This window comes from Enterobacter mori (genome assembly GCF_025244905.1).
GTDB lineage: Bacteria > Pseudomonadota > Gammaproteobacteria > Enterobacterales > Enterobacteriaceae > Enterobacter > Enterobacter mori_A.
The window spans coordinates 3071041-3095114 of record NZ_CP104285.1 but is presented as its reverse complement, the minus strand read 5'-3'; the positions used below and the strand labels follow the sequence as shown (position 1 = coordinate 3095114).

22 protein-coding genes, 1 pseudogene and 1 riboswitch are annotated in these 24074 nt (G+C 56.1%); of the genes and pseudogenes, 14 read left to right on the top strand and 9 right to left on the bottom strand.

Annotated features, from left to right (window positions below; genetic code table 11):
* Window positions 1–4: 4 nt before the first annotated feature.
* Window positions 5–1381 (bottom strand): diaminobutyrate--2-oxoglutarate transaminase, encoded by a 1377-nt coding sequence (locus tag N2K86_RS14615; RefSeq protein WP_014884533.1) that lies wholly within the window; start codon window positions 1379–1381, stop codon window positions 5–7.
* Between the two features lie 628 nt (window positions 1382–2009).
* Here N2K86_RS14615 and N2K86_RS14610 point away from each other — a divergent pair.
* On the top strand, window positions 2010–2324 hold the full coding sequence (locus N2K86_RS14610; RefSeq protein ID WP_260659082.1) for a hypothetical protein: 315 nt from the start codon (window positions 2010–2012) through the stop codon (window positions 2322–2324).
* 66 nt (window positions 2325–2390) lie between these two features.
* Here the strand turns inward: N2K86_RS14610 and N2K86_RS22705 are convergent.
* Window positions 2391–2486: pseudogene (locus tag N2K86_RS22705) on the bottom strand (DUF4225 domain-containing protein); the annotation flags it as partial.
* A gap of 386 nt (window positions 2487–2872) precedes the next feature.
* Between N2K86_RS22705 and N2K86_RS14605 the strand changes: the two are divergent.
* The 6 genes from N2K86_RS14605 to N2K86_RS14580 all read left to right on the top strand — a co-directional run bounded on the left by N2K86_RS14605 (window position 2873) and on the right by N2K86_RS14580 (window position 7013).
* Entirely contained in the window at window positions 2873–3337 is a 465-nt protein-coding gene (locus tag N2K86_RS14605; protein WP_260659081.1) for an STM2901 family protein, read from the top strand.
* Window positions 3331–3660, top strand: coding sequence for a DUF1493 family protein (locus tag N2K86_RS14600; RefSeq protein ID WP_260659080.1), 330 nt, complete (start codon window positions 3331–3333; stop codon window positions 3658–3660). The genes N2K86_RS14605 and N2K86_RS14600 overlap by 7 nt, the downstream gene beginning before the upstream one ends.
* Window positions 3661–3747: 87 nt before the next feature.
* Window positions 3748–4248, top strand: a complete 501-nt coding sequence (locus N2K86_RS14595; protein ID WP_260659079.1) for a hypothetical protein — start codon at window positions 3748–3750, stop codon at window positions 4246–4248.
* 275 nt (window positions 4249–4523) lie between these two features.
* Window positions 4524–4621: riboswitch (TPP riboswitch) on the top strand.
* Between the two features lie 35 nt (window positions 4622–4656).
* Window positions 4657–5427, top strand: coding sequence for a hydroxyethylthiazole kinase (thiM, locus tag N2K86_RS14590; RefSeq protein ID WP_260659078.1), 771 nt, complete (start codon window positions 4657–4659; stop codon window positions 5425–5427).
* Window positions 5424–6224, top strand: coding sequence for a bifunctional hydroxymethylpyrimidine kinase/phosphomethylpyrimidine kinase (gene thiD / locus N2K86_RS14585; protein WP_260659077.1), 801 nt, complete (start codon window positions 5424–5426; stop codon window positions 6222–6224). Before thiM ends, thiD begins: the two co-directional genes overlap by 4 nt.
* Before the next feature lie 42 nt (window positions 6225–6266).
* Window positions 6267–7013 (top strand): GntR family transcriptional regulator, encoded by a 747-nt coding sequence (locus N2K86_RS14580; protein ID WP_010433675.1) that lies wholly within the window; start codon window positions 6267–6269, stop codon window positions 7011–7013.
* Here the strand turns inward: N2K86_RS14580 and N2K86_RS14575 are convergent.
* From N2K86_RS14575 to N2K86_RS14565, 3 genes are read right to left on the bottom strand one after another with little or no spacing between them, the layout of a single operon-like run.
* Window positions 6987–7940, bottom strand: coding sequence for a PfkB family carbohydrate kinase (locus N2K86_RS14575; protein ID WP_260659076.1), 954 nt, complete (start codon window positions 7938–7940; stop codon window positions 6987–6989). The two genes, N2K86_RS14580 and N2K86_RS14575, sit on opposite strands and share 27 nt — an antisense overlap.
* Window positions 7937–8941: an ADP-ribosylglycohydrolase family protein gene (locus tag N2K86_RS14570; RefSeq protein WP_260659075.1), complete on the bottom strand. Its 1005-nt coding sequence runs from the start codon at window positions 8939–8941 to the stop codon at window positions 7937–7939. Before N2K86_RS14570 ends, N2K86_RS14575 begins: the two co-directional genes overlap by 4 nt.
* Complete coding sequence (locus tag N2K86_RS14565; protein ID WP_089599315.1) at window positions 8938–10215, bottom strand: nucleoside permease; 1278 nt, start codon at window positions 10213–10215, stop codon at window positions 8938–8940. The genes N2K86_RS14570 and N2K86_RS14565 overlap by 4 nt, the downstream gene beginning before the upstream one ends.
* 251 nt (window positions 10216–10466) lie before the next feature.
* On the opposite strand from N2K86_RS14565, the gene fbaB reads away from it, so the two are divergent.
* Window positions 10467–11519 (top strand): class I fructose-bisphosphate aldolase, encoded by a 1053-nt coding sequence (fbaB, locus tag N2K86_RS14560; RefSeq protein ID WP_010433688.1) that lies wholly within the window; start codon window positions 10467–10469, stop codon window positions 11517–11519.
* 55 nt (window positions 11520–11574) lie between these two features.
* Here the strand turns inward: fbaB and N2K86_RS14555 are convergent, their stop codons facing one another.
* The 3 genes from N2K86_RS14555 to N2K86_RS14545 form a co-directional block, all read right to left on the bottom strand.
* A complete protein-coding gene (locus N2K86_RS14555) occupies window positions 11575–12882 on the bottom strand; it encodes an RbtT/DalT/CsbX family MFS transporter (protein ID WP_260659074.1) in 1308 nt (435 codons plus the stop codon).
* A gap of 96 nt (window positions 12883–12978) precedes the next feature.
* Complete coding sequence (locus tag N2K86_RS14550) at window positions 12979–14586, bottom strand: FGGY-family carbohydrate kinase (RefSeq protein ID WP_260659072.1); 1608 nt, start codon at window positions 14584–14586, stop codon at window positions 12979–12981.
* Window positions 14587–14597: 11 nt separating this feature from the next.
* Complete coding sequence (locus N2K86_RS14545) at window positions 14598–15347, bottom strand: SDR family oxidoreductase (protein WP_161799062.1); 750 nt, start codon at window positions 15345–15347, stop codon at window positions 14598–14600.
* 162 nt (window positions 15348–15509) lie between these two features.
* On the opposite strand from N2K86_RS14545, the gene N2K86_RS14540 reads away from it, so the two are divergent.
* On the top strand, window positions 15510–16541 hold the full coding sequence (locus N2K86_RS14540; protein WP_260659070.1) for a LacI family DNA-binding transcriptional regulator: 1032 nt from the start codon (window positions 15510–15512) through the stop codon (window positions 16539–16541).
* 2 nt (window positions 16542–16543) lie between these two features.
* Here N2K86_RS14540 and N2K86_RS14535 read toward each other — a convergent pair whose 3' ends face one another.
* A complete protein-coding gene (locus N2K86_RS14535; RefSeq protein WP_260659069.1) occupies window positions 16544–17485 on the bottom strand; it encodes a sugar-binding transcriptional regulator in 942 nt (313 codons plus the stop codon).
* 211 nt (window positions 17486–17696) lie between these two features.
* Between N2K86_RS14535 and dalD the strand changes: the two genes are divergently transcribed.
* The 5 genes from dalD to N2K86_RS14510 all read left to right on the top strand — a co-directional run bounded on the left by dalD (window position 17697) and on the right by N2K86_RS14510 (window position 24045).
* The gene (gene dalD / locus N2K86_RS14530) at window positions 17697–19064 is read left to right on the top strand and encodes a D-arabinitol 4-dehydrogenase (protein WP_260659068.1); all 1368 of its coding nucleotides are present in this window, start codon (window positions 17697–17699) and stop codon (window positions 19062–19064) included.
* Between the two features lie 9 nt (window positions 19065–19073).
* Entirely contained in the window at window positions 19074–20537 is a 1464-nt protein-coding gene (gene xylB / locus N2K86_RS14525) for a xylulokinase (protein WP_260659067.1), read from the top strand.
* A gap of 68 nt (window positions 20538–20605) precedes the next feature.
* A complete protein-coding gene (locus tag N2K86_RS14520; RefSeq protein ID WP_260659066.1) occupies window positions 20606–21883 on the top strand; it encodes an RbtT/DalT/CsbX family MFS transporter in 1278 nt (425 codons plus the stop codon).
* 44 nt (window positions 21884–21927) lie between these two features.
* A complete protein-coding gene (locus N2K86_RS14515; RefSeq protein WP_260659065.1) occupies window positions 21928–22593 on the top strand; it encodes an HAD family hydrolase in 666 nt (221 codons plus the stop codon).
* 297 nt (window positions 22594–22890) lie between these two features.
* On the top strand, window positions 22891–24045 hold the full coding sequence (locus N2K86_RS14510; RefSeq protein ID WP_260659064.1) for a mandelate racemase family protein: 1155 nt from the start codon (window positions 22891–22893) through the stop codon (window positions 24043–24045).
* Window positions 24046–24074: the final 29 nt, after the last annotated feature.

The following is a 24074-nucleotide window of genomic DNA, read 5'->3' as shown; positions in this document are numbered from 1 at the left end:
CCGGTTACGCCGGGCGAACGCCCGCAGCAAGCAGCGCCTGCTCGAATTTATCCAGGAAGATTTTCAGCTCTTCATCGCTGATCAGCAGAGACGGCAGCAGACGCAGAACGATACCGTTACGACCGCCACGCTCCAGAATCAGACCGGCTTCGAAGCACTTCTTCTGAATCAGTGCAGACAGCTCGCCGTCGCCCGGGAAGCAACCCATGTGGTCAGCGGCTTCGTGCGGCTTAACGATCTCAATACCGATCATCATGCCCAGACCGCGAACGTGACCAATCACCGGGTAGCGTTTCGCCATCTCTTTCAGCTGGCCTTTCAGCCATTCGCCCTGTGCAGCCACTTTGCCAGCGATGTTCTGGTCTTTCAGGATTTTCAGCGTGGTCAGGCCGGTGGCCATCGCCAGCTGGTTGCCGCGGAAGGTACCGGTATGGTGACCTGGCGCCCATGCATCGAACTGCTTTTTGATACCGAGCACGGCCAGCGGCAGACCGCCACCCACTGCTTTAGACATCACGATGATGTCTGGCTCAATACCCGCGTGTTCGAAGGCGAAGAATTTACCGGTACGGGCAAAGCCAGCCTGAACTTCGTCGAGGATCAGCAGAATGCCGTGTTCCTGAGTCACTTTACGGATGCGCTGCAGCCACTCAGCCGGAGCCGGGTTCACGCCGCCTTCGCCCTGAACGGCTTCCAGGATCACCGCAGCAGGTTTACGCACGCCGCTTTCAACGTCGTTGATCAGGTTATCGAAGTAGTAAGTCAGCGCTTTCACGCCCGCTTCACCACCGATACCCAGCGGGCAACGGTATTCGTGCGGGTAAGGCATGAACTGAACTTCTGGCATCATACCGTCTACCGCCTCTTTCGGAGACAGGTTGCCGGTCACGGACAGAGCGCCGTGGGTCATACCGTGGTAACCACCAGAGAAGCTGATGATACCGCTACGGCCGGTCACTTTTTTCGCCAGCTTCAGCGCCGCTTCAACGGCGTCCGCACCGGATGGACCGGTGAACTGCAGGCAGTACTCTTTGCCCTGACCAGGCAGCAGAGAGAGCAGGTATTCAGAAAACGCGTCTTTCAGAGGCGTAGTCAGATCCAGGGTATGTAACGGCAAGCCGCTGGTAATGACATTTTGGATGCTTTTCAGCACATCAGGATGGTTATGGCCAAGCGCAAGGGTTCCTGCGCCTGCTAAACAGTCAAGGTATTCTTTATTATCTGCATCGGTGATCCACACGCCTTCTGCTTTAGTGATGGCTAAAGGCAGTTTGCGCGGATAACTCCTGACGTTAGATTCAAACTCGGCCTGACGGGCCAGATAGGTTTCGTTGCTTTTGTGGGCATCTACGGTGTCAATACGGACTTTATCCGTCATCATATCACTCCTACAACCGCCGCTTCGTTATGAGCCACGATTGAATAAAAAGTTAAAAAACAGATGGGGCCTGAAAAAAACGCCGCCAATATAGAGCCTTTTGCCACGAGGCTCAATGGTTAATTTGTTTACTGTTTTGTGACAGAGAGCACAGGGGGAGGGTTATCCCCGTTTTCAGAAAGAAAGTTGCACTTTATGCATAATAAAAACAGCCGCTTATGATGGGTTTGTCAGAACTGTAAAAGTAGAGAAAAGAGTGTGACAAATCGTGCTTTTCGCTGTTGAAAAAGGAGGCGCATAGCCTCCTTGAACACGTTATTTCTGCCTAACCTGCAAAATGCCGTGGTCGCGACCTTTCGTTTTATTCCATGAGGCATCGGTAATTCCGTTCTCATCAAGGCTAAACGATATAACAAAACCATCACCGTGAATCTCGTAAAAACCCGCATTGAGACGTTTTACGATCGCTTTGGGTGGTTTGGTTGTAACGTCTTGGTACTACCAGGGCTAAGGAAAGGGCGGTAGAGTCTGCCGCAAAGTTTCGGCAGGATTGCTGTAAAGTTCATCAGTATGATTGCTTGCACAATCAGTGATTGAGAAACCACTCCTGGAAGATAAAGGACGATACAATATGAAAGTGACTGATGAGGCTTTGTTACGTTCTGGCTTTACGCAGCCCGAATTGCAGAAGATAAAAAACAATATTGAAAAATATGGAGGAACGCTTGGAGAGGCCATAAATGACCTCGCCAGACGTTTTGTTACCTTGGCGGGAGTGGTGGCTGTGTGTACCTTTATCCTGCTGCTACTTACCGTCTTCAGCTCACCTGACAGAGCAGTTGCATGGGGGCTGGCGATGATCTTTGGGGTTGCCGTTATGTCCTTCGCACAGCCGCCGGTAATTTCCTATAAATCCTGGCGTTACCGAAAAACTATCAAGGATTAACTGGTTCCATTTTCTGTTGTTAATAGGTCGAAAATCACTTTTGCTTTAACACCATAACCGACAATCTTCATTATCGGTTTTGGCTCGTCGCGCTGTTTCAAATTCTTTCTCTACGACCTGTTTTATCTCTTCGACAAATTTGATCCGTGTTATCCCATTTCGAGCGCTCTCGCTGTCAGCATAATAGGACGGGTTTTTCCGGTCTTTTGCTCCTTCAAATTCAGAACGATGCCTTACAGATTGCCAAAATCTGAATATCGTAATTTGAGCGCGTCAGAACGCAGGGCTGCATGAAATCCACTCTTGCCCCAACAGCAGATAATTGTTCTTTCTGAACTCCTGGAACCTCAGTCGCCAGCCGAACCGGAAAAAGTGCTAACCCTGTCGGATGCGTGGGCTATGTACAAAGATGAAAAAGGGCGCAAGGGGGCGTTGCGCTCCCTCGTATTATCTTCTTAACTCATACTGCTAACGCCATGGTTTAGGGGTGACTGTCTGTAAATCAGTCGTTATGATTGCAATATATGCAGAGTCATAAGGGTTGAGATGTGGATACTGTCGAGGAACTTAACGGAACATACTTCTATGCGGGGCGATCAAACCTCACCGCCTCCGAGCTATTTTTCATGGTCTTCTGTGAAAATGTTGTTGATCAACTTGGTTTAGGTCTTGTTGATTTCGGTGCAGTAGTTGCCATTGTATCTGGGCGTAATACTCTCCCAACAAGGGCAAAACCAAACGGTGCTGAAAAGGGAACATCCTATGCGTCTAAAGCCTCACGAAAAGTGTTCAAAAAAGCGCAGTTCCCTTTCGGTATCAAACTACCTTCCGTTATTGGTGGTTATCCACCTTCTACAATCAGAATCAGGGCGGTAGCTAACATTGGAACCTTTACGGGCAGGGCTATTCCTGTCGTGGGGTGGATTATCTTAGCTTCTGATATCTCTCAAATCACCTATCGCACTATCCGAGACTACAATGCTATAGCGCGGGGTAACGATAAGTTATGGTAAATAATAATGTTGAGCAGCGCGTTTATGAGCTTGTACGGCCTTACGCTGGCACGTACCTATTCAAGTTCAAGAAAGTAGAGCTAACACCTGAAACGGATCTTGATACTGATTTGAGTCTTGATGAGCTTGAAGCTGGTGAGTTAATGGATACGTTTTTCGATGCGTTCAAGGTTGAACGGGGAAACTTTAAAATAGAAACTTACTATCCTGACCAGCCTGTTTCATGGAATCCATTTAAGAAAAAAGAGCCTGTTCCTGTACCAGATTTCAATGTTGGCATGCTGATCGAATCAGCTAAAGCCGGAAGATGGTTGTACGAATGAGGGGGCACACCGCCCCCAGTAAATACTGACTTGTTTATCCGTGATAAAATTAAGAATTATTTACAGGGATTAAAAGGAGATTAAGAAATGATTGAGTTGGCATCAGAGGTTGTTAACTTCATCGTAAATAAAATTGGATTGATTTTTTCCTTAGTTGCATTGGTTTTATCTTTCTTGAGCTATAGGAACAGTAAATTAGTAAAAAAGAAGAACGACAAAGATGCTCTTTATAAATTTAAGACGGAAACGTTACTCAAGGCGCGGGAGTTTGAAATTGCTTTTCAAGATTCATATGATAAGATAGATGGCTTTATAAAAGAATTGCAAGGAAATAACACGGTCTTTGCAGAACCAAAGAGTATCATTTTGAATGAATTGATTTCACAGCGTGACACATTCTATAAGCAGTGCGTGCTTGATGCCAAAGTAACTTGTTTAAAATTAATAGATAACTTTGATACATTAAGTGAAGACGAATTTTCGGAGTATCATAAAGTTTTTAACTCTGAATTGGAGAGATTAAAAGCAAATAATAAAAGATTAGATTCAAAGTTTACGTCTTTAATCCAGAGTATTGCAGGAAAATAAATACACTTCACGAAGTATTATTCTATTCGGTATGAATTATACCATCGCAATTACCAACACTGGGCACTCTTGATATCAATATGAAATGCCCTAAGCGCGCATCCCTCCCTTAATGCCCGTTGAATACTTCGTTCGTAGTGCGTTTACTTTGGCCTGTGTGATCCCCAGGTAGGCGCGTGTGTTTGGTGGAGCGATGCAGATGCGATGACCGGAAAGGTGGGGCTTGCAACAGCAACCCACTTCCCCTAAGCTGGCAAAAAGTATAGAGATTCAATCTACATGACTCGGGGTGCCCTTCTTCGTTGAAGGCTGAGAAATACCCGTATTACCTGATCTGGATAATGCCAGCGTAGGGAAGTCAGATGCCTTCCCGGTCATCGCTTCTTCACGCAAGGCAGGAGCGAACCCATGCAGCCTGACCTGCTCGATTTACACGTTTTACACCACTTCCGAGCCCGTTCCCCGCTCACGCACTGTATGACTAACGATGTTGTACAGACCTTCACAGCCAACGTGTTGCTGGCTCTCGGTGCATCGCCAGCGATGGTGATTGAAGCCGAAGAAGCCGAGCAGTTTGCTGAAATAGCCGATGCGCTGCTGATTAACGTTGGCACGCTGACCGCGCCGCGCGCCCAGTCGATGCGTCGGGCGATTGAACGCGCGGTGGCGGCTGGTAAGCCCTGGACGCTCGACCCGGTTGCCGTTGGCGCGCTCGCGTTCCGTACCCGCTTTTGCCATCAAATCCTCTCTCTGAAACCAGCTGCGATCCGTGGTAACGCCTCTGAAATCCTTGCCCTTGCCGGGATGAGCGCGGGCGGGCGCGGTGTTGATACCACCGACACCGCAGCCAGCGCGGTGCCTGCCGCGCAGGCTTTGGCGCGTCAGACGAATGCAATTGTCGTGGTCACGGGAGAAGTGGATTACATCACCGATGGACAGCGCACGCGCACCGTAACGGGCGGTGATCCGCTTATGACGCGCGTGGTGGGCACCGGGTGTGCGCTCTCTGCCGTCGTCTCGGCGAGCTGCTCGCTGCCGGGCGACCGGCTGGATAACGTCACAGCCGCCTGCGGATTGATGAAGCGAGCCGGAACGGTGGCCGTTTCGCAGTCTCGAGGGCCGGGCAGTTTTGCCAGCGCGTTCCTGGATGCGCTCTATACGCTGGAGGAGCAGGTATGAAGCGGATTAACGCTCTGACCATTGCCGGTACCGATCCAAGCGGCGGCGCGGGCATCCAGGCTGACCTTAAAACCTTCTCCGCGCTTGGCGCATACGGCTGTTCCGTCATTACCGCGCTGGTGGCGCAAAACACCCGCGGCGTGCAGTCGGTCTACCGTATCGAGCCGGATTTTGTTGCCGCGCAGCTGGATTCGGTGTTCAGCGACGTCCGCATCGATACCACCAAGATCGGTATGCTGGCCGAAACGGACATTGTGGAAGCGGTGGCCGAGCGGCTTAAGCGTTATCAGGTGCAAAACGTGGTGCTGGATACCGTCATGCTGGCAAAAAGCGGCGACCCGCTGCTCTCCGACTCCGCCGTGGAGACGCTGCGCACAAAGCTGCTGCCGCAGGTGGCGTTGATCACGCCCAATCTGCCGGAAGCCGCCGCGCTGCTGAGTGCCCCGCACGCGCAAAACGAACGTGAAATGAAAGCGCAGGGGAACGCGCTGCTGGCGATGGGCTGCGGTGCGGTGCTGATGAAGGGCGGTCATCTTGACGATGCCGAAAGCCCGGACTGGCTCTTTACTCGCGACGGCGAAATGCGTTTTACCGCGCCGCGCGTGCAGACCAAAAATACCCACGGTACGGGCTGCACGCTCTCTGCCGCGCTGGCGGCGTTGCGTCCACGGCATGACAGCTGGGCCGACACGGTGCGCGAAGCGAAAATCTGGCTCTCCGCGGCGCTGGCAAAAGCCGATACTCTGGAAGTGGGTCACGGTATTGGGCCGGTTCATCATTTTCATGCATGGTGGTAACCCAGTATACTGGCAGGAAACACCACGCCTGAGAAAACAGAGATGGAACAAGCGCATACCCGGTTAATCGCTCAACTGAATGAACGGATCGCCGCGCCGGACAACACGCCGCTGTACCTGAAATTTGCCGAAACGGTAAAAAATGCGGTGCGAAGCGGCATGCTGGAGCACGGGAATATTTTGCCCGGCGAGCGCGATCTGAGCCAGTTAACCGGCGTGTCGCGCATTACCGTGCGTAAAGCGATGCAGGCGCTGGAGGAAGAGGGCGTGGTCACGCGCTCCCGTGGCTATGGCACGCAAATCAATAACATCTTCGAGTATTCGCTGAAAGAGGCGCGCGGGTTCTCTCAACAGGTGGTCCTGCGTGGTCAAAAGCCCAATACGCTGTGGGTCAACAAGCGGGTGGTGAAGTGTCCCGAAGAGGTGGCGAACCATCTTTCAATTCCCCCTGAGAGCGAGGTTTTCCTGCTCAAGCGTATTCGCTACGTTGACGATGACGCCGTCTCGATTGAGGAGTCATGGGTGCCAACGGGATTCATCCACGACCCCGATGCGATTGGCGTCTCGCTGTACGATTACTTCCGCAGCCAGAATATCTTCCCGCAGCGCACCCGTTCGCGCGTGAGCGCCCGTATGCCGGACAGCGAGTTTCAGGCACACATTAAGATGGATGAAAAAATACCGGTGCTGGTGATCAAGCAGGTTGCGCTTGACCAACAGCACCGGCCGATTGAGTACAGCATCAGCTACTGCCGCAGCGACCTATACGTCTTTGTGTGCGAGGAGTAATTCGTCGCGAGTCGGTGCGCAATCGCCGCCGCGATGGCTGACCACCCAGGACGCCACGGCATTCCCCAGCAGAACGGCGGCTGCCAGCGACCATCCCGCCGCCAGCCCGGCAAGCGTGCCGCCCGCGTGGCTGTCGCCTGCGCCAATGGTGTCCACCACCGTGGCCGGAAATGCCGGAACAACGCCCGAGACGTCACCGTCATACCATGCGGCACCGTCTTTATCATGGCGCACAATCAGCGCGGCACCGAAACGCTGCTGCCACTGCGTGCCGAGGGTCTCCACTTCAACGCCCAGTCTTTCTGCGGCAAGCTCCGCTTCCTGACGATTGAGCGACACAATTGGCCTGCAGGCCATAATCCGCACCATCAGCGCGTCGGGGATATCCGCGATGCGGGGACCGAAATCGATAAAGGCCTTCACATCCTGCAACTCCTCCAGCCAGCGTGTCAGCAGCTCGCCGCACGGCGAGGCTAGCTGATAGCCGGATAAATAGACCAGGCTGTTTTGCGGAACGTGAAGCGCATCCAGCCAGCGCTGCTGCCACTGGTTCTCGACGCCGCTAAAGGACATAAAGGTGCGCTCGCCGTCTGGCTCCACCAGCGCCAGACACCAGCCGTTATCACCCGTATCGGCTTCCACTGCGCTGTGCAGATCCTGCTTCGCCATGGCGTTGCGGATAATATCCGCCCACACGCCGTGGCCGACGGGAAGGGCATTTTGCGCCGCAATGCCGAGCCGTTTCAGGGCGATGGCGATATTGAGCGCGCAGCCGCCGATATTGACGCCCTGCTGTTTAAGCTCGATATCGCACCCGCGCCAGGGCAGGGCGTAAGCGTCGGCGATAACGTCTATCACCGCTGCGCCCAGCACCGTCACCGGACGCGTGGCGTGCAAGGTTTCAAGGCGCTGAGCCAAAGAAGTCATACGCCCTCCCTTTGCTCCCGGTAGTGCAGGAGTTTTTCGCAATAGTGACCAAAATCGAGCTGGTTAACGGCGTCGAGTTCGGCCTTCAGCGTCGGGTCAATGGCCTGCACGCCGTGGAGCGCGCCGCAGATGGCCGTCGCCATTGCGCCAATGGTGTCGGTATCGCCGCCCAGGTTGGCGCATAAAATGGCGCAGCGGTTTGGGTCGGTTCCCGCCAGTTCGACCATCGCAATGGCCGCCGGAACGGATTCGATGGTGCTGGTTCCTGCACCCACGAGCTGATACACCTGCTCGCTGGCGGACTCAATCCCGTTGGCTTCTCGTACGGTTTTCAGCGCGAGTTCAATACGCGCCGCGAGTGACGCGCTGAAGGTGGTGGTTTTCGCCTCCTGCGCAAAGCGGGCGATCCCCGGCAGGGCATCAACGATGTTCTGCCAGCTTTCGCCGTCGACGGCGCGGGAAATCGCCCAGGCAATCACCACCGCACCGGCAATGGCAAGATCGGATTTATGGGTCGGGCTGGAGGCCAGCGCCACCTGCTCAACAAAATGCTCCAGACGCGTGGCCGGAAGCAGGCAGCCCAGCGGAGAGGCGCGCATCGCCGCCCCGTTGGTCACGCCGTTGTTTTCCAGCTCGCTCACCGGCTTGCCGTCGCGAATGGCGTTCAGGGCAATTTTCGAGGTGGGGCCGAGAACGTTCTTATTAAACGCGTCAAAATCGAGCGCCCAGTGAAGAATATGCTTGCCGATAACGTCCGCGTTAATCTGCCCGTCGCACTCGATAATTGCATCCGCCAGACAGAGCGCCATCGAGGTATCGTCGGTGAACTCTGCCTGGTTGAAATAGCAGGCCGCGTTATTCTCCGCCGGGCCGGGTAAGAAACGGTCGATCCAGCCGAAGTGCGCTTTGACGCGCTTTCTCGGCCACAGCTCCGACGGCATGCCCATCGCATCCCCTAACGCCTGCCCGTAAAGGGCACCGAGAACACGTTCTTGTTTCATTTAACTTCCCCTTGTGTCAGCGCGGTATCGCCATCAACCACCTCAATTGCGGTGATCTCTTTATCCGATTCGCGGAAAAACAGCATAAACAGCACGGCAATCACGGCAATCATGATTGCACCAAATGTCCACATTCCGGCCCAGTTGAAGGTCAGCCCATTCACCGGCTCTTTGTAAGCGAACATTTTTTCCATCATCACGCCGCCCAGGCGGTAACCCAGCAGGCTACCAAAGCCCTGACAGCACAGCGTGATCAAGCCCTGCGCCGCGGTGCGCATGTGCGCTGGCGCTTTTTTGTCCACGTAGATGTACGCGGTCACGTAATAGAAGTCGTAGCTTACGCCGTGCAGCAAAATGCCGAGGAACAGCAGGGCGTAGGTGAAGTATTGTTCCGCACCGCCGTAAACAAAGAAGCCGTAGCGGATAGCAGCGGTAATAAGACCCAGCAGTAAGACCTTCTTAATACCAAAGCGTTTGGTAAAGAACGGCAGCGCCAGCATAAAGAAGATTTCTGAAAACTGGCCGAGCGTCATCCAGCCGGTGGCGTTTTTCATTCCCACTTCGGTGAGATACCCGTTGGCGAAGATGTAATAGAAGGCCAGCGGCATCGCGAACAGGAACGAGCAGAAGAAGAACACCAGGAAGTTTCTGTCGCGCAGCAGGATCAGCGCGTCCAGCCCCAGCATCACCTTGAAGTCCAGCTTGCCAGTGCTCTTCGGCGGCGTGTTCGGCAGGAACAGGGCAAAGACGCCGAGCAGGGCGGAGCTGGCTGCGGTCATCAGCAGAGGGATATTGGTATCGGAAATGTCGCTGTAGCCCATCATCTGCGGCAGGAAGCCGCACGCCAGGCCCGAGGCGATCCAGCCGATGGTGCCCATCACGCGGATGCGCGGAAAGTCTGCCTCGACGTCATCCACGTTGGCAAAGGCAATGCTGTTGGTCAGCGCGATGGTCGGCATATAGGTCAGGGAGTAGGCCAGAAGCAGCGGGAAGAAGGTGCTGAACTGGGTTTGCTGTGCGGCGAAGTACATCAGTATCGCACCGGCGAACATCAGCACCGCCAGCACTTTCTGGGCGGCGAAGAAGCGGTCCGTCAGTGAGCCGACCAGAATCGGTGAAAGGATTGCGGCAATCGCGGTACAGGCATAAGACCAGCCGATTTCCCCGGCGGTAAAACCGCTTTTGCTCAGCCACAGCCACAGCGGCACAAACCACGCGCCCCAGATAAACCATTCAACAAACATCATGAATGACAGTTGGACTTTCGTTTTCATTTTTTAATCCTGCATGTCAGTGAGGGTACGCCTTTAACATACCATTTAATAATACCTTTTAAATACCTTTGGGGTGAATATTTGATCAGTGTAACAAAATTGTTGTATACGAAACGAGCCAGCAGATTGTGCTTAAAAAAGTTGCAGACGGTGGAAAATCTGTTAAGTCGGTACCAGGCTTAGTCTGCCTGCAAACTTGTGGGTTTGGATCACACGCTCCGACTCGACGTCGGACTTACGGGAGCATCACTATGACTGATATTGCGCAGTTGCTTGGCAAAGACGCCGACAGCCTTTTACAGCATCGTTGTATGACCATTCCAGCCGACCAGCTCTACCTGCCTGGGCATGACTACGTGGATCGCGTGATGGTGGACAACAACCGTCCACCTGCCGTGCTGCGAAACATGCAGACGCTCTATAACACCGGGCGACTGGGCGGCACCGGGTATCTCTCAATTCTGCCGGTAGACCAGGGCGTTGAGCACTCTGCTGGTGCCTCCTTCGCGGCGAATCCGCTCTATTTCGATCCGAAGAATATAGTCGAACTGGCGATTGAGGCGGGCTGTAACTGTGTAGCATCGACCTACGGCGTGCTGGCCTCCGTCTCGCGTCGCTATGCCCACCGCATTCCGTTCCTCGTCAAACTGAACCATAACGAAACCCTGAGCTACCCAACGGAATATGACCAGACGCTGTACGCCAGCGTGGAGCAGGCGTTCAATATGGGGGCAGTGGCAGTGGGAGCGACCATTTACTTTGGCTCCGAGCAGTCTCGTCGTCAGATTGAAGAGATCTCCGCGGCATTCGAGCGCGCGCACGAGCTGGGCATGGTGACGGTGCTATGGGCATACCTGCGAAACAACGCGTTCAAGAAAGACGGCGTGGATTACCACGTATCCGCCGATCTGACCGGCCAGGCGAACCATCTGGCGGCGACCATCGGCGCGGATATCGTGAAGCAGAAAATGGCCGAGAACAACGGCGGCTATAAGGCGGTGAACTTTGGCTACACCGATGACCGCGTGTACAGCAAGCTGACCAGCGATAACCCGATCGACCTGGTACGTTACCAGCTGGCGAACTGCTATATGGGCCGCGCGGGGCTGATTAACTCCGGCGGTGCGGCGGGTGGGGATACTGACCTGTCAGACGCGGTGCGTACGGCGGTGATCAACAAACGCGCGGGCGGCATGGGGCTGATCCTGGGCCGTAAAGCGTTCAAGAAAACCATGGCCGACGGCGTGAAGCTGATCAATGCGGTTCAGGATGTGTATCTGGACAGCAAAGTGACGATTGCCTAATCGCAACGCATCTTCCTGCCGGGATAAGCGTGACCCGGCAGGAAAGTTCTCCGGCTTACTCCTTAAGCGTTTCAGGATGAGGAGTATTCAGCAGACTCGCCGTTCCTCTCTTGCTGCTATTTGCTTGTTCTAATCCCGGCTGCGTGACGCTGATAAAGGCGCACAGAACAAATGCCAGCAGATACAGCACCGTATAGGCGATGACCACGCCGAGGGTGCTGAACCAGGGCAGCAGCACCACGGCAATCGCCGGGGCAAGGAAGTTGGACAGACCGGCTGAAAGGTTATACACCGAAATCGCCGCCCCCTTGTGCCCCGGCTCCAGCGCCGGGAACACCGCCGCCATCGGTACAAAGGCCGCCACGAAAATCCCCAGCGCGATGGCCGGCACCAGCGCCATGGCAAAGTTATGTCCGAAGTGCTGCGGAATGTAGTAAAACGCCAGGCTCGAGAGCGCCATCCCGATGCAGCCAAACCAGCGCACCACCCGCATCCAGCCCATTTTTTCCGCCACCACGCCCCAGAAGACGTTCGAGAAGATGGTGGTGAAGAAGAATACCGCCCAGACCTGCAGCCACTCGGAGGTGGTGAAGCCCAGCTCGTCAACAAACATCATCGGCATGATGACGGCAAACCCGAACAGGGAGAGGGTGTTGATGATACGCACCATGCTGGAGAGCAGAATACTGCGGTTGGTGTAGAGCAGCGTTGCCGCACGGCCCAGCTCGGCGAATTTTTCCCGGGTGGAGAGATTATGCATGTGCGTTGGGGTTTTGACGTTGCGAAGGGATACCATGGCGATGATTCCTCCCGCCAGGCAAAACGCCAGCGCCAGCCACAGGGTGCCCATTTCCCCGATGTGCGGAATGGTAAAGCTCGGAATATAACTGCCCGCCACGCCAATACCCACGGAATAAACTGCCCAGTACCAGCCCAGCGCTGAGCTGGATTTATCGCTACGCACATTATGAATAATCACCACGATAAAGGCGTAAAGGAATAACGGATAGGCCAGGCCGCGGATCCCGTAAAACAGCAGAATTAATGCATAATTTGCCTGACCCAGACCAAAAACGAGAAACAGGACGTGGAAAACGCACCACAGGACGAAGCCAATCAGCATGGTTTTTTGCGGCGTGATGATTTCAGCCACCACGCCGGAGATCCAGGCGGAGAGCGCCGCCGCGAGACCGTAGAGCGTAAAGGCGAAAGAGGCCTCAGCAGGCGTGAAGCCCAGCGATTTAATATAGTGCGACAGAAATGCCAGCTCGAAACCGTCTCCCGTCATAAAGACCGCGATTGCCAGATATCCCCATAGCAGGTTCAGCGGCAATCCCAGCCACTGTTTATTTATTTCGGACATATTGACCTCGTTTGTAGCGTACAGGTGAGCCCACACCGGAAATATTCCGGCGTGAGTTTTCTTATTGTCTTTTTCTATAAATATAATGAAGCGTATTTATTCTCTGATTACTGACGCAGTCTGTTGTAGCTGCTTATAAGCCTCGTATCGACGCAGATGCACGGACTGATAGTTCGCTTGCGGATAATAATATTTATCCACGTGGGTAAATTGCTTCATGGCATCGGTCACCGAAGGGGCAATATTTCCCGCCACAGCCCCGAGGATGGCCGAACCCAGTAATACCGGCTCGCTGCACCGGGTCGCTAACACCGGCAGGCCGCAGGTATCTGCCAGCAGTTGGCGGACAAAAGGGTGCTGGCCCGCGCCGCCGCTGATGACGATATTTTCGGTCTGTACGCCGCATTCACGCTGGGCGTCGATGATGTGTCGCAAACCGTAACCGATACCGCACAGGCCGGCCACATACAGCGACATTAGGTTATCGATGTCGTTCTCCATGCCCAGCCCGCAGATCGTGGCCCGCGCATGGGGATCGGCAAAGGGTGCGCGGTTACCCAGAAATTCGGGCACCACGTGCAGTCCGGCTGCCAGGGTCACCGCCTCTGAGGCGGTGGCGAAGGTCTGTAAAAGCCTGTCTGCCAGGTACACCGGCAGCGGCAGGTCTGACTCCTGTGCCAGCTGGCGCGCTTCCAGCGCGGCAGGATGGAAACTTAACAACCGATCGATAGCGGCACCTGCGGCGCTTTGTCCGCCCTCAATCAGCCACAGTCCAGGTACCATGGCGCTAAAGTAAGGCCCCCAGACGCCGGGCACAAAAACGGCGCTCGCGGCGCTGGTCATGGTGCACGATGAAGTGCCAAAGACATACGCGAGGTTATTCAGCGCGCCGCCGCCAACGCCCAGGGTCCCTATACCGCCAGCATGGGCATCAATTAACCCTACCGCTACCGGTGTGCCAGGCAGCAAGCCCATCTCACGCGCGGCCTGCTCAGTTAGGCCCTCGCCGCAAGGGGTTCCGGGGGCGGCAATATGCTGGCCGATGCGGACAAAATCTTCTCCGGCCAGTTCGTCCAGGCCAACGGTGCGGAAATAGTCCGGGTCCCAGCGGTTCTCATGGGCCAGCCACGTCCATTTACAGGTCAGGGTACAGATGGAACGGGTGACATCGCCGGTCGCGTGCCAGGTCAGGAAATCGGCCAAATCGAAAAATTGCCAGGCGCGATCGTAGACCTCACGATGGTTTTCTTTCAGCCACAGCAGCTTCGGCGTCTCCATTTCGGGCGATATTTTTCCGCCAACATAGTCCAGCACCGGATGATGGGTGGCGTTGATGCGCGCTGCCTGTTCCGTCGCACGATGATCCATCCAGACGATGATATTGTTTTCCGCTTCACCGTCAGGGCTGACCGCCAGCGGTTCGCCGTCGTTGCCCAGCACCACCAGCGAGCAGGTGGCGTCAAACCCGATTCCGGCAACGCTCTGAGGGGGCGTCCCGGAGCGCGCCAGCGCCTCGCGGATGCAGTGGCAAACGGCCTGCCAGATCTCGGCGCTGGACTGCTCCACGCGGCTTCCGCTGCGGTGCACGGTGGCAATCTTCTGCGTCGCGTGGGACAGCAGCCTGCCGCTGAGGTCGAAAATGCCTGCGCGAACGCTGCCGGAGCCGACGTCTACGCCTATAACGGTTTCTGGTGTAATCTTCATCCTCGTGGTCCTTAAAGATCGACGCTGTTAGGCAGAATCACCAGGTCCCGGACGGTAACGTTCTTCGAACGGGTCACCATGAACAACACCGATTCCGCGACTTCAATCGGCTGCATCAGGCTGCCGTTTGCCAGCGCTTCATCCATCTTGGCCTGCGGCCAGTCGTCGAGCAGAGCCGTCACTACCGGCCCAGGCAGGACGGCTCCAACGCGTACGCCATGTTCCGCGACCTGACGACGGGTGGTATGTACGAACGCCTGAACGGCAAATTTGGACGCGGTGTAGATCGGTTCCCAGATAACCGGCACCACGCCCGCAATGGAGCTGGTGAAGATAATATCGCCTGACTTCTGCGCAATCATATGCGGCAGTACGGCGCGAACGCAGCGGAAGGCGGCGTTGATATTCAGGTTTAGCACGCGATCCCAGACGTCCGGGTCGCCTTCAGCAACCGGCCCGCCGATGTACGCGCCTGCATTGGCGTGAAAAATATCCAGGCCGCCGGCGAGGCCGACAATATCGCTCAGCATAGCGTCGACTTGCTCGGGTTTGAACAGATCGATTTGCAGGGCAAACGCGTTCTCGCCCAGCTCGGCGACAATGCGCTGAAGCTTCTCGCCTTCACGGTCGATTAACACCACCTTAGCGCCAGCGCCGAGCAGCGTTTTTGCACACTCCAGGCCAATACCTGAGGCGGCACCAGTGATAGCAGCGACTTTGCCCTGAAGGGAACTATTCATGGAGGGGACAGAGTGATTCATTTTATAATCCTTTATGCAGAGATGATTTTTAGGGTGTGTCTGCTTTCGCGTGAAGAACGGGGGTTCTGACTGACGCGTGAAGCAAACTGCTCAATCGATGAAGCAGATCTAGCACTTGCTTATTTCTCCAGCAAGAGACATTCAAAATGAAGAGGCGATTTTGTGACGCGCGTTGAGAAAACGAAGAAAACGACCATCTACGATCTGGCGGAACTCACCGGGGTTTCGGCCAGTGCGGTGAGTGCTATTTTGAATGGCAACTGGAAGAAACGTCGCATCAGCGCGAAGCTGGCGGAAAAGGTGACCCGCATTGCGGAGGAGCAGGGCTACGCGGTTAACCGTCAGGCAAGCCTGCTCCGCAGCAAGAAATCGAACGTTATCGGCATGATCGTGCCGAAATATGACAACCGCTATTTCGGCTCTATAGCGGAAAAATTTGAAGAGATGGCGCGTGCCAGAGGGCTGTTGCCGATTATTACCTGCACACGCCGACAGCCGGAACTCGAGCTGGACGCCGCCCGTGCCATGCTCTCCTGGCAGGTTGACTGGGTCATTGCCACGGGGGCGACACACCCGGACAAAATTGCTGAACTCTGTCATCAGGCGGGCGTGCCTACGCTAAATCTTGATCTGCCGGGTACCCTGGCGCCCTCCATCATTTCAGATAACTACGGCGGCGCAAAGATGCTGACAGAGCGGATCCTCGCCAGCAGCTTTAAACGCTTTGGTTCGCTGGCACCGCTGACCTTCGTGGGCGGACGCCGGAGTGATAACAACACCGCAGAGCGCCTGCGCGGGTTCCTCGATGCCCATCAGGCCCACGGGCTGACCGTTCCGGAACCGCAGCTGCTGGTCACCGGGTACTCGTCATCACGCGTGGAGGAGCAGCTCAGAGCCACCTTCCCGTCGCCATCGACGGCGCTAAAGGGGCTGTTTGTCAATTCGACCATTTCGCTGGAGGGGGTGGTACGTTGGCTGGCTCAAAACGGGCAGACCGGCCTAAACCAGCCGCCGATGGGCTGTTTTGACTGGGACCCGTTTGTCTCTCTGCTGGGACATGATATCGACATGGTGCGCCAGGACGTCTCAGCGATGCTGGAAAAGGTATTTGAAATTCTCGATTCCGGTGATACCTCGGTCAGGCGTATTGAGATCCCACCGGAGCTGATTGGCAGCCAGAGCGTCACGGGCTAGCCCTAACGCGTCAGCAGCCAGCGCGCGGTCTGCTCATCCGTCACCAGCCCGTTTACCCAGCCGCCTTTGAGGGCGGCAAGGATCGCCGGGCGTTTATCTTCGCCGCAGGCGGCCGCAATGCGCGGACACTGACCCTGACGAATATCGTAGCTGGTAATCAAGCGATTAATCTGGCTGTCGATGACGTTGCCGTCGGCATCGATAAAGCGTCCGAGTATTTCGCCTACGCCACCGCGCTGGGTCAACTCTTCCAGCTGTGCCTCATCGATAAAACCGTCTTTGAAGATAGGGCTCTGCCTGCCCAGCGCCCCGATGCCGACAAAAATCACATCGGCCGCATCCGCAACGGCGCAGACGTTACGGAACAGGCGGTTTGAGCACCACATTTCATGCTCCTCGCTGGACTGAGCATAACGTGGCGCCGGCCACTGGTAATATTTGCCCTGAATTTTACGCGCCAGCAGCAAAGGCACATCATCGTAATAGTTACATTGTCCGTGCTCGTTCATGGCGCTGATCAGGGCGACACAGCGGGTGTTGTGGCTGTCAAAATCGATACGCTTGATGGTTTTTTTTAGCGTCAGTCCGGAGCCAATTCCGACAACCGTGGGTTTATCACCCTGCAGGTAGCGGGCCATCAGCTGATAACAGCCAAACGTCACGCTATCCAGCGCGCTTTCATTGCGGTAGACGGGCACAATGTTGCAGTGGGTAAGGTGATACTTTTCCGCGAGAAGCTGCGCATAATCAAGACAGTTAGCGACAGGGTGATGAAGCCCAATCGAGACAATGCCTTCCTCTTTCGCGGCGGCAATCAGCCGCTGCACCACCGGTCTTGAGGTGCCGAGCTCGCTGGCAATTTCGCTTTGATTAAGCCCGGCAATGTAATACATCCATGCCGCCCGCACCTTTTGATCGAGCCTGATGTCATCTTCTTTGCTCACGTTTCCCTGCCTCAAGAGTGGGGTTGAGGGCGGTCAACGCCCACAACAATTGTCTGTCATTCTGGCGGGAGCACCGCGCTGAGGCAAGCGGTTTGCTCCTTGCTGGTCATTTGTAATTTTAATGGTCATTTGTTCTTTTGTGATCTACGGCTCTTATTTTAAGCAAATGATCCTCTAAAGTTCAGCCATAACCTCACTGGAGAACAGAACAATGACCGAGAAATACACATGGCTACATATTGGGCTTGGGTCTTTTCATCGTGCGCATCAGGCGTGGTATCTGCACCGCCTGAGTGCCGGCGGCGATACGCGCTGGCACATCGCTGCCGGCAATATACGCAACGATGCCGAACATGTGGTGCAGGCGCTGGCTGCGCAGAAGGGGCGATATGTACTCGAGACCGTCAGCCCGGAAGGTGAGAGAGACTATGAAGAGATCGCCTCGATTCAAACGCTGATCCCGTGGCAGGCGGATTTGCAGCCGCTGATTGCCGAAGGGGCGAACCCGCAGACTCGGGTTATCGCGTTTACCGTGACGGAGGGGGGCTACTATCTGGACACCAGCCACAGGCTGGACGTGGCCAATGCCGATCTGACGAGCGATATCAAGGGCGGCTGTAAAACCATCTACGGGACAATTGCCCGGATCCTCGAAGCGCGTATGGCGAACGGAGCGGGTCCGGTAACTCTGCTTAACTGTGACAACGTGCGGCATAACGGCGAGCGCTTCCACGACGGGCTGGTTGAATTCTTAACCCTTAGCGGCAAACAGAGGGTCATCGACTGGCTGAGCGCTAACGCGACCTGTCCGAATACCATGGTGGATCGCATCACACCGCGTCCGGCAGCCGATCTCCCGGCGCGCATTAAGGCCCGGACGGGCATAGACGATAACGCCCCGGTTATGGGCGAACGCTTTATTCAATGGGTGGTTGAAGACAATTTCCGCGACGTTCGTCCGGCGCTGGAAACGGTGGGCGTGGAGCTGGTGGGATCCGTCATCCCCTATGAAGAGGCGAAGATCCGCATCCTCAATGCATCCCATAGCTGTATTGCCTGGGCGGGCACTCTGGTGGGGCAGCAGTATATCCACGAAAGCACGCTAACAGAGTTTATCTACAAGATTGCCGACCGCTACGTAACGGAAGATGTCATTCCCTGCCTGGGGGATAATGGCATAGATCTGCCAGCCTACCGCGATGTGGTGCTTAAGCGTTTTACCAACCCCTGGATTCAGGACACCAACCAGCGCGTGGCGGCCGACGGGTTCTCGAAGATCCCGGCCATGATTGCCCCAACGATGCGTGAATGTTACCAGCGCGGCGCACGTCCTGACGCTACCGCTATGCTGCCTGCGCTGTTCTACGTCTATATGGAGCAGTGGCATCACGGCAAGCTGCCGTATGAATATCAGGACGGTATCCTCAACGCCTCTGCGGTACATGCGATGTTCGAATCGGACGATCCGATAGCACGATATGCCAGCGATACCGCCCTGTTTGGCGACCTGGCCGACCGCAAGGACTTTGCCGCGCTACTGCGTGAAAAAATCGCTGACGTCTACGCGCTGATTAACTGAGAGGTGGGTATGTATCTGGGCATCGATCTTGGCACATCAGAAGTAAAGGCGCTGGTCATTGACGAAAACAACGGCGTTGTCGCCACCCATAGCGCGCCGCTGACGATACAGCGTCCGAAGCCGCACTGGTCTGAACAATCGCCGGAAGCCTGGTGGGAGGCAACCGAATACCTGATTGCCACCCTCCGGGAGAAGTGCGGTCACCACTGGCAGGCGATAAAAGCTATTGGCCTTTCCGGGCAGATGCACGGTGCGGTACTGCTTGATGCCGCGGGTGAACCCCTGCGTCCGGCCATCCTGTGGAATGACACCCGCTGCGCGCAGGAGTGCGCAGAGCTGGAAGAGATGGCGCCCGAGCTGCATCAGGTTGCAGGTAACCTGGCAATGCCGGGGTTTACGGCACCAAAGCTGCTCTGGGTGCGCCGCCATGAGCCGCAGAACTTCGGCCGTCTCGCCACCGTGCTGCTGCCGAAGGATTATCTGCGCTTCAAAATGACCGGTAAAAAGATCTCTGATATGTCGGACTCGGCCGGAACGCTGTGGCTGGATGTAGGAAAACGGGACTGGTCTGATGCGCTGCTGGAAAAATGCGGTCTGTCGCGTGCCGCCATGCCTGCGCTGGTGGAAGGGTGTGAGGTCTCGGCGGTACTCGAACCTGCGGTGGCGCAGCGGTGGGGTCTGAACCCCTCGGTTATCGTTGCCGGCGGCGGGGGAGATAACGCCGTCAGCGCGATAGGGGTAGGGGCCGTTTCGCCGGGCGATGCGTTTATTTCGCTCGGCACCTCCGGCGTGCTGTTTGTGGTAACGGATGCCTATCGTCCGGCGCCGCAGTCCGCTGTGCACGCGTTCTGTCACGTGCTGCCAAACCTGTGGCACCAGATGAGCGTGATGTTAAGCGCCGCCAGCTGTCTGCAGTGGTTTTGTCGTCTGGTGGGCGTCACGGAGCTGGAGCTGCTTGAGGAGATCGCGCAGCTAAGCGATGCGGAGAAAGCGAGCGCGCCGATGTTCCTGCCGTACCTGTCCGGGGAACGTACGCCGCACAACGATCCCGATGTGCGGGGCATGTTCTGGGGGCTAACGCACGCCAGCCAGCGTGCGCTGATGGGGTATGCGGTGCTGGAAGGCGTCAGCTTCGGTATTGCCGATGGCCTTCGCGTGTTGCAGGAGAGCGGCACGCAGATTGAACAGTGTTCTCTCGTCGGCGGCGGGGCGCGTAGCCCTTTCTGGGCTCAGCTGCTGGCCGATATTCTGGCTATGCCGGTGGTGACGCATAAGGGAGGCGAAACCGGCGGCGCGCTGGGGGCTGCACGGCTGGCCTGTCTCGCAGCCGGTAAGCCGCTGGCTTCCGTGTGCGAAAAGCCTGAAGTCCATAGAACCTGGCACAGCGATCCGGCGCGCCACCGTGCGCTGATGACGCGTTACCAGCAGTTCAACGCGCTTTACCAAAACGACCTGAACTACCGAAAACCATAATTTCTGTGGCAAAGACCCTCCGGCGATGCTGCCGGAGCGGTTCCCTGTACCCTAAAAACGAGGTCAATATGTCGTTAAATAACAAACAATGGCTGGGATTACCCCTGAGTCTGGTCTGGGGGTATATCGCTATCGCGGTCTTTATGACGGGCGACGGTTTCGAGCTGGCATTTCTGTCGCACTATATTAAGGCGCTGGGCTTCACGCCTGCAGAGGCCTCTTTCGCCTTTACGCTCTACGGTCTCGCGGCGGCGCTCTCCGCCTGGATCTCCGGCGTGGTGGCTGAAATAATTACCCCGCAAAAAACCATGCTGATTGGCTTCGTCCTGTGGTGCGTTTTCCACGTCCTGTTTCTCGTTTTTGGTCTGGGTCAGGCAAATTACGGATTAATTCTGCTGTTTTACGGGATCCGCGGCCTGGCCTATCCGCTGTTCCTTTACGCCTTTATCGTCGCGATTGTGCATAACGTTCGCAGCGACAGTACCAGCGCGGCGCTGGGCTGGTTCTGGGCGGTTTACTCTATCGGCATCGGCGTGTTCGGCAGCTACATTCCGAGCTTTACCATTCCGCACATCGGGGAGATGGGCACGCTGTGGCTGGCGCTGGCATTCTGCGTAACCGGCGGGATCATTGCGCTGGTCTCTCTGCGTAAGGTGGAAACGCCACGGCATATGCAGACTCTCTCCACCCGGGAAAAATTCGCCGAGCTGGGCCGTGCGGCAACGCTGCTCTACACCAACCGCAGTATTCTGCTCTCCAGCATGGTGCGTATCATCAACACCCTCTCCCTGTTCGGGTTTGCGGTCATCATGCCGATGATGTTTGTTGACGAGCTGGGCTTCACCACCTCCGAGTGGCTGCAGGTCTGGGCGGTATTCTTTTTCACCACCATCTTCTCGAACGTCTTCTGGGGCGTGGTGGCGGAAAAAATGGGCTGGATGCGGGTGGTGCGCTGGTTTGGCTGCATCGGGATGGCGCTCTCGAGCCTGGCGTTTTACTACATTCCGCAGCACTTCGGACATAACTTTGCCATAGCGCTGGTGCCGGCCATCGCGCTGGGGATTTTCGTGGCGGCCTTTGTACCGATGGCGGCGGTGTTCCCGGCGCTGGAGCCGGGGCACAAGGGGGCGGCGATTTCGGTGTATAACCTTTCAGCCGGTCTGTCCAACTTCCTTGCCCCGGCGATTGCCGTGGTGCTGCTGCCCTGGTTCAGCACCCTCGGCGTGGTCATCGCCTATACGGTGCTGTATGTCGTGGCCTTCATCCTGTGTCCGTTTATTCGGGTTGAACAGCCTGGGTTTGTTCGTCAGGAAGCCTGTAAGGGTGAAACGGTCGGCATTTCGTAATTTATTCAGGCCTGACGGCAGCGTCAGGCCATTCACGGAGGCGTATGATGGGTGTTAAGGCGGTAATTTTTGACATGGATGGCGTCATCATTGACTCCGAGGGGCTGTGGCGTCAGGCGCAAAAAGAAGCCCTGGCAGGCTGGCGTGCTGAGGTCAGCGACGAAGAGTGTGAGTCACTGACAAAAGGCAAGCGGCTGGATGAGATTGCCCGGACCTGGTGCGAACACTGCAGACTTGAGGCCGATCCTGCAATGATTGAAGCGGCCATCCGTCTGCGCATCATCGAACTGATTGGCCGGGAAGGCAAAGCGATAGAGGGCGTCTACGACGTGATGACATATTTTCGTGAGGCAGGCTACCGGATTGCACTTGCTACCTCTTCGGCGTATGAAATCGTGCATGCTGTGCTAGAGAAACTCAGTATCGGCCACTATTTTGAGGTCATTTGCAGCGCCGACGATGAACGCTACGGTAAACCGCACCCTGCGGTCTATCTCTCTGCGCTGCGAAAATTAGGCCTGGCGGCCTCACAGTGCATCGTGATTGAGGACAGCCCGAGCGGCTACCGTGCCGCCCTGAGCGCGGGGCTAAAAACCCTCGTCGTCTCGCCAGCGTGCCGTCACGCCAGCTTTAAAGATGCCAGCGGTCGGTATGCGTCTATGCATGCGCTGCTCGAAACGCTTGCCGTTCCAGCCCCAGAAGCGGGTTAACTGACTGATTCGTAGGCGCAAAAGTTCCCGTGGGTTGTTGCCGGTCAGCACATTCCTGCTTCTGCGCTTACCTTCAGAAAACGTCTCCCGATCCACCTCACATTTCCCCGCGCTTTTGTGAAAACTGTCACGTCCGACCGTGCATATGCCCAAAAAATAGCCTCTCCTTAACGCGTTTTGTCCGAGGACGTGCTGATTTTTTATGCTTAAATTGGATATTGAAACGCATTTTTAAAATCATAAAACCCCTTTGCCATTTACTGCTTCTGGGCTTTTCGCCGGACTTAAGGACCGATAATGAAAATTGAATCTGTAAACGTCACCGTTTTCCAGTACCCGACGCGCCGGATTTCCGACGCCGCCGGGCACTCGCATCCGGGCCCGGAAAGCATGGCCAAAATGGCGATGCTGACCATCACGGCAGACGATGGCACCAAAGGGTATTCCTTTGCGCCGCCGGAGGTGGTGCGCCCCTTTGTGGTCAACACCTTCTTTCGCAAGGTACTGGTCGGCCAGGACGCATTCAACCGTGAGCGCATCTGGCAGGATCTGGCGCACTGGCAGCGCGGTAGTGCGCATCAGCTGACCGAGCGCGCGCTGGGCTTCGTTGAACAGGCGCTGTGGGATCTCATCGGCCGCAAGCTGAATATGCCGGTCTGGAAGCTGCTGGGCGGATACCGCGACACGGTTCCGGCCTACGGCAGCACCATGTGCGGCGACGATCTGCCGGGAGGCTTATCCACGCCGGACGAGTACGCCAGCTTCGCGGAAACGCTGGTGGCGCGCGGGTACAAGGCCATCAAGCTGCATACCTGGATGCCGCCGGTCTCCTTTGCGCCCAATCCGAAGATGGACGTCAAAGCCTGCGCCGCCGTGCGTGAAGCGGTGGGCCCGGATATCGATTTAATGATCGACGGCTACCACTGGTACAGCCGCACCGAGGCGCTGTACATCGGCAAAGAGCTGGAAAAACTCAACTTTGCCTGGTTCGAAGAGCCGATGGAAGAGGAGAGCATGGCCTCCTACGCCTGGCTGGCGGAAAACCTGTCGATCCCGATTATCGGCCCGGAAAGCCTGGGCGGAAAACACCACAGCCGCGCGGACTGGATCAAAGCCGGGGCCTGCGACATCCTGCGCGCGGGCGCCAATGGCGTGGGCGGCATTTCTCCGACGCTGAAGGTGGCGAACCTGGCGGAAGCCTTCGGGATGGACTGCGAAGTGCACGGCAACGGCGCGGCGAGCCTGGCGGTGATTGGCGCCATCAAAAACTGCCGCTGGTACGAGCGCGGCCTGCTGCACCCGTTCCTCGACTACGACGAACCGGCGGCGTACCTCAACAGCCTGGTCGACCCGATGGATGAACACGGCATGGTCAGCCTGCCAACCCGCCCGGGACTGGGCGAAGACATTAATTTTGCATATATCGAAGCCAATACCGTCAGCCACGACTGACACATAAAAACGTACCCTACAGGCGATAT

Coding starts and splice junctions, on each gene's coding strand:
- N2K86_RS14555 (WP_260659074.1), bottom strand. CDS start 12,882: ATGTCCGAAATAAATAAACAGTGGCTGGGATTGCCGCTGAACCTGCTA.
- fbaB (WP_010433688.1), top strand. CDS start 10,467: ATGACTGATATTGCGCAGTTGCTTGGCAAAGACGCCGACAGCCTTTTA.
- thiD (WP_260659077.1), top strand. CDS start 5,424: ATGAAGCGGATTAACGCTCTGACCATTGCCGGTACCGATCCAAGCGGC.
- N2K86_RS14565 (WP_089599315.1), bottom strand. CDS start 10,215: ATGAAAACGAAAGTCCAACTGTCATTCATGATGTTTGTTGAATGGTTT.
- N2K86_RS14570 (WP_260659075.1), bottom strand. CDS start 8,941: ATGAAACAAGAACGTGTTCTCGGTGCCCTTTACGGGCAGGCGTTAGGG.
- N2K86_RS14520 (WP_260659066.1), top strand. CDS start 20,606: ATGTCGTTAAATAACAAACAATGGCTGGGATTACCCCTGAGTCTGGTC.
- N2K86_RS14575 (WP_260659076.1), bottom strand. CDS start 7,940: ATGACTTCTTTGGCTCAGCGCCTTGAAACCTTGCACGCCACGCGTCCG.
- N2K86_RS14615 (WP_014884533.1), bottom strand. CDS start 1,381: ATGATGACGGATAAAGTCCGTATTGACACCGTAGATGCCCACAAAAGC.
- N2K86_RS14510 (WP_260659064.1), top strand. CDS start 22,891: ATGAAAATTGAATCTGTAAACGTCACCGTTTTCCAGTACCCGACGCGC.
- N2K86_RS14610 (WP_260659082.1), top strand. CDS start 2,010: ATGAAAGTGACTGATGAGGCTTTGTTACGTTCTGGCTTTACGCAGCCC.
- N2K86_RS14600 (WP_260659080.1), top strand. CDS start 3,331: ATGGTAAATAATAATGTTGAGCAGCGCGTTTATGAGCTTGTACGGCCT.
- N2K86_RS14595 (WP_260659079.1), top strand. CDS start 3,748: ATGATTGAGTTGGCATCAGAGGTTGTTAACTTCATCGTAAATAAAATT.
- dalD (WP_260659068.1), top strand. CDS start 17,697: ATGACCGAGAAATACACATGGCTACATATTGGGCTTGGGTCTTTTCAT.
- N2K86_RS14545 (WP_161799062.1), bottom strand. CDS start 15,347: ATGAATCACTCTGTCCCCTCCATGAATAGTTCCCTTCAGGGCAAAGTC.
- N2K86_RS14550 (WP_260659072.1), bottom strand. CDS start 14,586: ATGAAGATTACACCAGAAACCGTTATAGGCGTAGACGTCGGCTCCGGC.
- N2K86_RS14580 (WP_010433675.1), top strand. CDS start 6,267: ATGGAACAAGCGCATACCCGGTTAATCGCTCAACTGAATGAACGGATC.
- N2K86_RS14515 (WP_260659065.1), top strand. CDS start 21,928: ATGATGGGTGTTAAGGCGGTAATTTTTGACATGGATGGCGTCATCATT.
- thiM (WP_260659078.1), top strand. CDS start 4,657: ATGCAGCCTGACCTGCTCGATTTACACGTTTTACACCACTTCCGAGCC.
- xylB (WP_260659067.1), top strand. CDS start 19,074: ATGTATCTGGGCATCGATCTTGGCACATCAGAAGTAAAGGCGCTGGTC.